Source organism: Kitasatospora misakiensis (assembly GCF_042656005.1).
GTDB lineage: Bacteria > Actinomycetota > Actinomycetes > Streptomycetales > Streptomycetaceae > Kitasatospora > Kitasatospora misakiensis.
The window spans coordinates 21,610-31,193 of sequence record NZ_JBHSOF010000074.1 but is presented as its reverse complement, the minus strand read 5'-3'; the positions used below and the strand labels follow the sequence as shown (position 1 = coordinate 31,193).

The following is a 9,584-nucleotide window of genomic DNA, read 5'->3' as shown; positions in this document are numbered from 1 at the left end:
CGCCACCACCCTCGGCCTCGCCCACACCACCCACCCGCTCCTCCGCGCCACCGTCACCATCGCCTCCGACAACAGCGTGCTCCTCACCGGCCGCCTCTCCACCGCCGATCAGCCCTGGCTGGCGGACCACGCGGTGCTCGGCACGGTGATCGTGCCCGGCGCGGCGCTGGTCGACCTGGTGCTGCACGCGGCGGACGCCGCCGGCTGCGACACCGTCGAGGAACTGACCCTGGAGACGCCCCTGGTCGTTCCCGAGGCGGGCGCCGTGCGGATCCAGGTGGTCGTCGGCGCGCCGGACGAGCAAGGGCGCCGGCCGGTCGGCGTGCACTCGGCGGGCGCCGGGGCGGACGCCGCCGACGGCTGGGTCCGCAACGCCACCGGCTTCCTCGCGGTGGGCGACGCCGCACCGCCGGTCGAGCCGGTGACCGCGTGGCCGCCGGCCGGTGCGGAGCGGCTGGAGCTGGCCGGCGTGTACGCGGGGCTGGCCGCCTCCGGGTACGAGTACGGGCCGGTGTTCCAGGGCCTGACGGCCGCCTGGCAGGACGGCGAACTCCGTTACGCGGAGGTCGCGTTGCCGGAGGAGACCGCGGTCGACGGCTTCGGCATCCACCCGGCGCTGCTGGACGCCGCGCTCCACGCGATGGGCCTCGCCCGGGAGTCGGACGGCGTGCGGCTGCCGTTCGCCTGGTCCGGCGTACGGCTCCACGCGACCGGCGCCACGGCGGCGCGGGTGCGGATCGCCCCGGCCGGGGCCGAGGCGCCGGACGCCGTGACCATCACCCTGACCGACGCGAGCGGTGGACCGGTCGCCACGGTGGAGGCGCTGAGCACCCGCCGGATCAGCGAGGAGCAGCTCGCCGCGCTGCGGACCACCGGTGAGGACCCGCTGTTCTCCGTCGAGTGGGTCGCGGACACCTCCGCCCGGGGTGCGACCGCCGACCGGGGCGGCTGGGCGGTGCTCGGCACCACCGAGTACCCGGACCTGGACGCGTTGGCGGCCGCCGGCCCGGCCCCCGACCTGGTCCTGCTCCCGGTCCGCTCCGGCGACGCCGACGCCACCGACACCCCTGCGGCCGTCCGCGAGGCGCTCACCGGCACGCTGGCGACCCTCCGGGCCTGGCTCGCCGACGAGCGCTTCGCCGAGTCCCGGCTCGCCGTGGTGACCAACGGCGCCGTCGCGGTCCACGCCGGCGAGTCGCTGGACGCCCTGGCCACCGCCCCGCTGTGGGGCCTGGTCGGCAGCGCCCTCGCCGAGAACCCGGACCGGTTCGCCCTGGCGGACGTGGACGGCGACCCGGCGGCGTGCGTCCCCGGGCTGCTGCCCGGGGAGGAGACGCGCGTGGCGGTCCGCGACGGCGTGACGTACGTGCCGCGGATGACCCGGCTCGCGCCGGGCACCCGGACCGTCGCGCCGATGGAGACCGGCACCGTGCTGATCACGGGGGCGACCGGCACCCTGGGCCGGCTGGTGGCCGAGCACCTGGTGACCGCGCACGGCGCACGGCGGCTCCTGCTCACCAGCCGGAGCGGGGCGCGCGCCGAGGGCGCCGCCGAACTCGTCGAGCGGCTGGCCGCGTTGGGCGCCGAGGTCGACCTCGTCGCCTGCGACGTCGCCGACCGGGCGGCGCTCACCGCGCTGCTGGCGGGGATCCCCGCGGAGCACCCGCTGACCGGGGTGTTCCACGCCGCCGGTGTCCTCGACGACGGTGTGCTGTCCGGCCTCACCCCGGAGCGGATCGAGCCGGTGCTGCGCGCCAAGGCGGACTCCGCCTGGCTGCTGCACGAACTCACCGGCGATCCGGCGCACTTCGTCCTGTTCTCCTCGATCGCGGGTGTGCTCGGCAGCGCCGGCCAGGCCAACTACGCGGCGGCCAACGTCTTCCTCGACGCGCTGGCCGAGCACCGGCGGGCCCGCGGACGGTCCGCGGTGTCGATCGCCTGGGGCCGCTGGGAGCAGGAGAGCACGATGACGGCGGCGCTCGACGAGGCCGACCTGGCCCGGATGGCGCGCGGCGGGCTGCGGCCGATCGGCGCGGCCGAGGGCCTCGCGCTGCTGGACAGCGCCCTGCGCCAGGACCGGGCCACGGTCGCCGCCACCCGCTTCGACCAGGCCGCCCTGCGGTCCGGTGTGGTGCCGCCGCTGCTGCGCGGGCTGGTCCGGGTCCCGGCCCGGCGCCAGGCGGACGCGGGTGGCGCGGCGGCCCTGCTGGAGCGGCTGGCCGCGCTGCCGGAGGCCGAGCGGGAGCCGGCGCTGGGCGAGGTGGTGCGGCTCCAGGTGGCGACCGTGCTGGGCGGCGGTTCGGCCGACTCGGTGCCGGCGGACCGCAAGTTCAAGGAGCTGGGCTTCGACTCGCTGGCCGCCGTCGAGCTGCGCAACCGGCTCAGCGCGACCTTCGGCCGCAAGCTCCCCGCCACCCTGGTCTTCGACCACCCGACCCCGCAGGCGATCACCCGGTTCCTGCTCGCGGGGCTGGCGCCGGCCGATGCCCGGAAGTCGCCGGCGCTCGCCGAACTCGACCGCCTGGAGGCGGTGTTGGCCGGGCTGGCGCCCGACGAGCAGCGCGACAAGGAGATCACGGTCCGGCTGCAGACGGTGCTGGCGCAGTGGACCGCCGAGCAGCGGGGCGGCCCGGCGGCCGAGGAGTCGGTGGCCGAGCGCATCCAGGACGCCAGCGCCGACGAGGTCCTCGCATTCATCGACAACGAGCTCGGACGGAGCATGCAGTCATGAGCACCACCGCCGAAACGCCCGGGACCAGGGAAGAGAAGCTGGTCGAGTACCTCAAGTGGGTGACCGCCGACCTGCACAAGGCCCGCACCCGGATCCGCGACCTGGAGACCGGGCTCGGCGAGCCGATCGCCGTCGTCGGCATGGCCTGCCGGTTCCCCGGCGGGGTCCGCTCCCCCGAGGAGCTGTGGCGGCTGGTCGCCAACGGGGAGGACGCGGTCGGCGGCTTCCCCACCGACCGCGGCTGGCCGGCGGACCTGTACGACCCCGACCCGGACCACCCGGGCACCTCGGTGGCCGACCAGGGCGGATTCCTCTACGGGGCCAGCGAGTTCGACGCGCGGTTCTTCGGGATGTCGCCGCGCGAGGCGCTCGCCACGGACCCGCAGCAGCGGCTGCTGCTGGAGACCGCGTGGGAGGCGTTCGAGCACGCCGGCATCGTCCCGGCCGCCCTGCGCGGCAGCCGGACGGGGGTCTACGCGGGCGTGATGTACGACGACTACGGGGCCCGCCTGCACCCCGCGCCGGACGGCTACGAGGGGCTGGTCGGCAACGGCAGCGCGGGCAGCGTCGCCTCCGGCCGGGTGTCCTACACCTTCGGCTTCGAGGGCCCGGCGGTCACCGTCGACACGGCGTGCTCCTCCTCGCTGGTCGCCCTGCACCTGGCCGTCCAGGCGCTGCGCAGCGGCGAGTGCGACCTGGCGCTCGCGGGCGGCGTGACGGTCATGGCGATGCCCGGCGTCTTCATCGAGTTCAGCCGCCAGCGCGGCCAGTCGCCGGACGGGCGGTGCAAGTCCTTCTCCGCGGCGGCCGACGGCGCCGGCTGGGCGGAGGGCGTCGGCCTGCTGCTCGTCGAGCGGCTGTCGGACGCGCGCCGCAACGGGCACCGGGTGCTGGCGGTGGTGCGCGGCTCGGCGGTCAACCAGGACGGCGCCAGCAACGGGCTCACCGCGCCCAACGGCCCGTCCCAGGAACGTCTGATCCGCCAGGCCCTCGCCGACGCCCGCCTCCGCCCGTCGGACGTGGACGCGGTGGAGGCCCACGGCACCGGTACGACGCTCGGCGACCCGATCGAGGCCCAGGCGCTGCTGGCCACGTACGGGCAGGACCGTCCGGCCGAACGGCCGCTCTGGCTGGGCTCGTTGAAGTCCAACATCGGCCACGCCCAGGCGGCGGCCGGAGTCGCCGGCATCATCAAGATGGTCATGGCGCTCCAGCACGGCGTCCTGCCGCAGACGCTGCACGTCAACGAGCCGTCCCCGCACGTGGACTGGACGGCGGGCGCGGTCGAGCTGCTGACGGAGGCCCGGCCGTGGGCGGCGGAGGGCGAGCGCCCGCGCCGCGCCGGTGTGTCCTCCTTCGGCATCAGCGGCACCAACGCCCACATCATCCTGGAGGAGGCGCCGGCCCCCGAGGAGACCGCCGAGGAAGTCCCAGCGCCGGCCGAACTCCCGGTGGTGTGGCCGCTGTCGGCGAAGTCCGGCACCGCGCTGCGCGACCAGGCCCGCCGACTGCTGGACTGGCTCGCCGAGCACCCCGAGGCGGACGAGGCGGACATCGCCCACTCCCTCACCACCGGGCGCTCGCTCCTCGACCACCGCGCCGTCGTCCTGCCGGGCGCGCGGACGGAGGCCCTCCAGGCCCTCGCCGAGGGCGCGGGGCACCCCGGCTTCGTCACCGGCAACGCGGCCCACCCGGGCAAGTTGGCCTTCCTGTTCACCGGTCAGGGGTCGCAGCGGGTCGGGATGGGCGAGGAACTGTACGCCGCCTTCCCGGTGTTCGCCGCCGCCTACGACGAGGCACTGAGCCACTTCGACCCGGAGCTGCGTGGGATCATCGCTAACAACCCCGACGGGCTACTCGACACCACCCTGCACACGCAGCCGGCGCTCTTCGCCCTGGAGACCGCGCTGTTCCGGCTCCTGGAGCACCACGGCCTGAAGCCCGACTACCTCGCCGGACACTCCATCGGCGAGATAGCCGCCGCCCACTGCGCCGGCGTCCTCTCACTCTCCGACGCCGCCACCCTCGTCGCCGCCCGCGCCCGCCTGATGCACAGCACCGGCAACGGCGCGATGGCCACCCTCCAAGGCACCGAGGACGACGTCACGCCCCACCTCAACGACGCCCTCACCATCGCCGCCATCAACTCCGGCGACGCGGTCGTCGTAGCGGGAGACGTCGACGCCGTCCACGCCCTCGCAGCGGCATGGAAAGAGCAGGGCCGCAAGGCCAAGGTCCTCAACACCCGCCACGCCTTCCACTCCCACCACATGGACCCCATCCTGGCCGAGTTCGAGACGATCGCGGCCACCCTCACCTACCACCAGCCCACCATCCCCATCATCTCGACCCTCACCGGACGCCTGGCCGACCAACTCACCGAACCGTCTTACTGGGTCCGCCAGTTGCGCGAAGCCGTCCGCTTCCACCACGCCCTCACCACCCTCGGCGAAGCCGGAGCATCCACCTACCTGGAACTGGGCCCCGACGCCACCCTCACCACCCTCACCCGCACCGCCCACCCCGAAGCCACCGCAACCGCCAGCCTCACCCCCAACCACCCCGAAGCCCACACCACCCTCACCGCCCTCGCCACCGCCCACACCCACGGACACACCACCACCTGGCCCACCACCACCGGACACCACACCAACCTCCCCACCTACCCCTTCCAACACCAGACCTACTGGCTCCAGCCACGCGCCGCGAGCGTCGCCGCAGCGGCGGACGGCGCGCTGTGGGAGGCGGTGACGCAGGGGGACGAGGAGGCGCTGGCGGACCTGCTGACGCTGGACACGGACCAGCGCAAGGCGATGTCGGCGGTGCTCCCGGCCCTGGCGGACTGGTTCGCCACCGTCACGGCCCCTGCCCCGGCCACCGATGCCGCCGACGCCTCCAGCCCGGACGGCACGCCCGGCGGGACCGAGGACGACGGCCCCGCCGTGGCCTCGCTGCGCGATCGGCTGGCCGGCGCGCCGGACGACGAGGTCGGCCGGGTCCTCCTGGAGACCGTACGGCGCTACACCGCCCAGGTGCTGGGCCTGGACTCGGCGGAGGAGATCGACCCGCTGCTGGAGTTCCTGGAGCTGGGGCTGTCCTCCTTCACCGCGATGGAGCTGGCCACCCGGCTGCGGGAGGACGGTCTGGAGCTCGACCCGGTCGCCATCTACGACCACCCCACGCCCGGCGAACTCGCCGAGCACCTCCGCACCGCGCTGTGAACAGCGAACGCGAACACGAACTCACCGAACGCAAGGAGTACTGACCCAATGACTGACCCGATCATCATCGCGGGTGGCGGCCCCGTCGGCCTGATGCTGGCGTTCGAGCTCGGGCGGCAGGGCGTGCCGGCCGTCGTCCTGGAGGCCCGCACCGAGCACTACGACGACGAGCGGGTGGGCACCTTCCACTCGCGCCTGGTGGACGTGTTCACCGAGCGGGACCTCATGGGCGCGCTCGGCGAGGCGCCGCGCTGGCCGGCGGTGCACTTCGGCATGGTCTGGCTCGACCTCGCCAAGCTGCCCGAGGAGTACAACCTGCTGGTGGCGCAGACCGGCGTGGAGCGGCTGCTGGAGGAGCGTTCCGCGGCGCTGGGCGCCGATCTCCGCCGGGGCCACCGGGTCACCGGCTTCAGCCAGGACGACGCCGGCGTGACCGTGCAGGTCGAGGGGCCGGACGGGGCGGCGTACGAGCTGCGCGGCGCCTACCTGGTGGGTGCGGACGGCGTGGACAGCGCGGTGCGCCGCCTCGCGGGCATCGAGGTGCGCCGCACCGGCAAGTCCTGGTACGGCATCCTGGGCGACTTCGCCTCCTACGACGGCGAGTTCGACGCCGGCGTGCGCCCGGGCGGGGTGTTCGGCGCGCTGCCCGAGCGCTCCGAGCGCGGCTACTGGCGGCTGCAGACCCTGGAGTTCGACCAGGACGGTCCGCCGGAGTCGGAGCCGGTCACGGTCGAGGAGCTGATGGGCAACATCAAGCGGCTGACCGGAGAGAGCAAGCAGGTGGGCGACCCGGTCTGGATGCGCCGCTACACGGGCACCACCCAGCTCGCCGAGCGCTACCGCGAGGGCCGGGTGTTCCTGGCGGGCGAGGCCGCGCACCACTACGTGCCGACGGCGAGCCACGGTCTGAACACCGGGCTGGGCGACGCGGTGGCCCTGGCCTGGCGGCTGGCGGCCGAGGTCGGCGGCTGGGCGCCGGAGGGGCTGCTCGACGGCTACCACACGGAGCGGCACCTGGCCGGGTACCGGGCGTGCCAGGGCGCCGAGGCGCAGATGGCGCTGATCCACCCGCTGGAGAAGGTGAACGCGCTGCGCGAGGTGTTCACCGAGTTGGTGACGGTCGACGAGGTCAACCGCCGGCTGGTGACCTGGGCGACGGACGTGCGCTACCCGTTCGCCGGGGAGGGCGACGACCCGCTGGTGGGCCGCCGGCTCGGGCACCTCTCGCTGCGCACGGCCGACGGCGAGACGTCCACGGCGGCGGCGCTGGGGCGCGGTCGCGGGGTGCTGTTCGACCTGACGGGCAAGGAGTTCGGCGACGTGTCCGGCTGGGAGGCGCGGGTCGACGTGGTGCGGGCGGAGCCGGCCGAGGGGCTGGACGTGCCGGCGCTGCTGGTCCGTCCGGACGGGTACGTGGCCTGGGTCGGCGACCAGCAGGACGGGCTGTCGGCCGCGCTCGGCACCTGGTTCGGGGCGCCGGCCGCGCGCTGATCCCGCGACCACGGAGGGTGGTCCCCCGGCGCACCGGCCGGGGGGCCACCCTCCTGCCGTTCCCGGACGCCGCCACCCGCTTCCCCTCGTCCCCCCGAACCTTTTGGAAGGGCTTTAGCGACCCCCACCAGCATGGCCCGTAGACCGCTTCCCACGGATCTCACGCACACACGCGAACACGTCGTCATGCCGACACGTGGACCCGTAGACAAGAAGGAAGAGCATGCGCCGCACGAAGATCACCCGCCGCACAGGTGCCGCCCTCGCCATCGCCCTGGGCCTGCTGGTCACCGTCCCCGCCACCGCCGGGACCGCGACGGCCGACGCCGGCCGGTCGGCGTCCCACCACCAGCCGAAGTCGATCGACCTGAACCCGCTCCAGGAGAAGGTGCTGGAGCGCAGCTACAACGACGTGCCGCCGACCGGCTTCAGCGTGGGTGACGGCGGTACCTGGCACACCCAGCTCACCAACGCCGCCGGCAAGGTCGTCGCCGACACCACCGGCACCAGCAAGGCCGTGTACCAGAGCGCCGACGGCCTGTTCACGATCATGGACAACACCGACGTCTTCAAGGACGGCTCGGTGCACTCCTTCGGCCTGGTGAACACCGACAAGCTCATCGCGGGCGAGAACATCGCGCTCCCGGTGGTCGGCGGCACCGGCCGCTACGCCGGCTACATCGGCTTCCGCTCCTTCCAGCGGACCGCCACCGAGGGGATCTACACCTCGCGCCTCCAGCTCTGGAAGGCCAGCTGACCCCTGACGCGGCCCCCGCGTCACCCGCACCACCACAGCAGCACAGGAGCACCACCGCGCACCGCCCGCTCACGTGAAAGGGCCTCCCGGGACGATCTTGGGTTCTAGGAGTCGTTGCAACACCCCAGCTCAGGGGATGCATTGGACTTCGATATCCGTAAGGCCCGGACGGCTCAGGGCCCGGTGAAGCTCGCAGCTGAGAGGGCGGCATACTCCCGGCTCATGCAGCAGGGCTACAGCAACGCCGAAGCGTGCCGGATCGTCGGCATCGATACGCGGACCGGCAGGAAATGGCGTAACGGCCGTAGCGCCGAGCGTGGGAAGAAGGCGGCACCACCGATTCGTACGGTGGTGCCGCCTTCCGGCGCCTCCAGGTATCTGCGCGAGGACGAGCGGATCCACATCGCCGACCGGCTGCGGGAGAAGGCGACCGTGCGGGCGATCGCCGCCGAACTGGGACGCAGCCCGTCCACGGTCAGCCGGGAGATCCGCCGCAACCGCACCGACGGCACCCGCGGCCAGTGGCACTACCGTCCGCACGCCGCCCAGGCCCGGGCCGACGCCCGCCGGCCCCGCCCCAAGCCCCGCAAGATCACCTCGAACCCGGCACTGCGGGACGCCGCCCAGGCCATGCTGGACGAGCGGTGGAGCCCGGAGCAGATCTGCCACGCTCTACGGGCACAGTTCCCCGACCGGCCGGAGATGCACGTGGTCCACGAGACCGTCTACCAGACGCTCTACGTCCAGGGCAGAGGCGAGCTGCGACGCGAGCTCGCCTCTGCCCTGCGCAGTGGCCGTGCCCGCCGCAGGCCACAGCGGCAGGCCTACTGCCGCCAGCCGCGTTTCACCACGCCGATGGTGATGATCAGCGAACGTCCCGCCGAGGCCGAGGACCGGGCGGTCCCCGGTCACTGGGAGGGGGATCTGATCATCGGCAAGGACGGGAAGTCCGCGATCGGCACCCTGGTGGAGCGCGCGACCCGCTACGTGATGCTCCTGCACCTGCCGGGCGACCACGGCGCCGAGGCCGTCCTCGACGCCCTGACGGCCACCGCCCAGACCCTGCCCGGACACCTCAAGCGGTCCCTCACCTGGGACCAGGGCAGCGAGATGGCCAGGCACCGTGACTTCACCCTCGCCACCGACATCCCGGTCTATTTCCGCGACCCGGCCAGCCCCTGGCAGCGCGGCTCGAACGAGAACACGAACGGCCTGCTCCGGCAGTACTTCCCCAAGGGCACCGACCTGTCCGCCCACACGCCCGAGCACCTGGTCGCCGTCGCCGACCAGCTCAACCGCCGCCCACGCAAAACGCTCGGCTGGGAAACCCCAGCCGAGCGTCTGGCTAAACTCCTCGCGGCCTAGACAACCGACCACGTGTTGC

At 73.9% G+C, this 9,584-nt stretch carries 4 protein-coding genes and 1 pseudogene; all 5 read left to right on the top strand.

Annotated elements, in window-relative coordinates:
- Positions 1-76 precede the first annotated feature (76 nt).
- Positions 77-1,894 (top strand): annotated as a pseudogene (locus ACFP3U_RS34050) (type I polyketide synthase); the annotation flags it as partial.
- 44 nt (positions 1,895-1,938) lie between these two features.
- Entirely contained in the window at positions 1,939-5,952 is a 4,014-nt protein-coding gene (locus tag ACFP3U_RS34045) for a type I polyketide synthase (RefSeq protein WP_465261980.1), read from the top strand.
- Positions 5,953-6,000: 48 nt separating this feature from the next.
- Entirely contained in the window at positions 6,001-7,443 is a 1,443-nt protein-coding gene (locus ACFP3U_RS34040) for an FAD-dependent monooxygenase (protein WP_380229635.1), read from the top strand.
- Between the two features lie 223 nt (positions 7,444-7,666).
- Positions 7,667-8,200 (top strand): allene oxide cyclase barrel-like domain-containing protein, encoded by a 534-nt coding sequence (locus tag ACFP3U_RS34035; RefSeq protein WP_380229634.1) that lies wholly within the window; start codon positions 7,667-7,669, stop codon positions 8,198-8,200.
- A 222-nt stretch (positions 8,201-8,422) separates the two neighbouring features.
- Complete coding sequence (locus ACFP3U_RS34030) at positions 8,423-9,565, top strand: IS30 family transposase (RefSeq protein WP_380229633.1); 1,143 nt, start codon at positions 8,423-8,425, stop codon at positions 9,563-9,565.
- Positions 9,566-9,584: the final 19 nt, after the last annotated feature.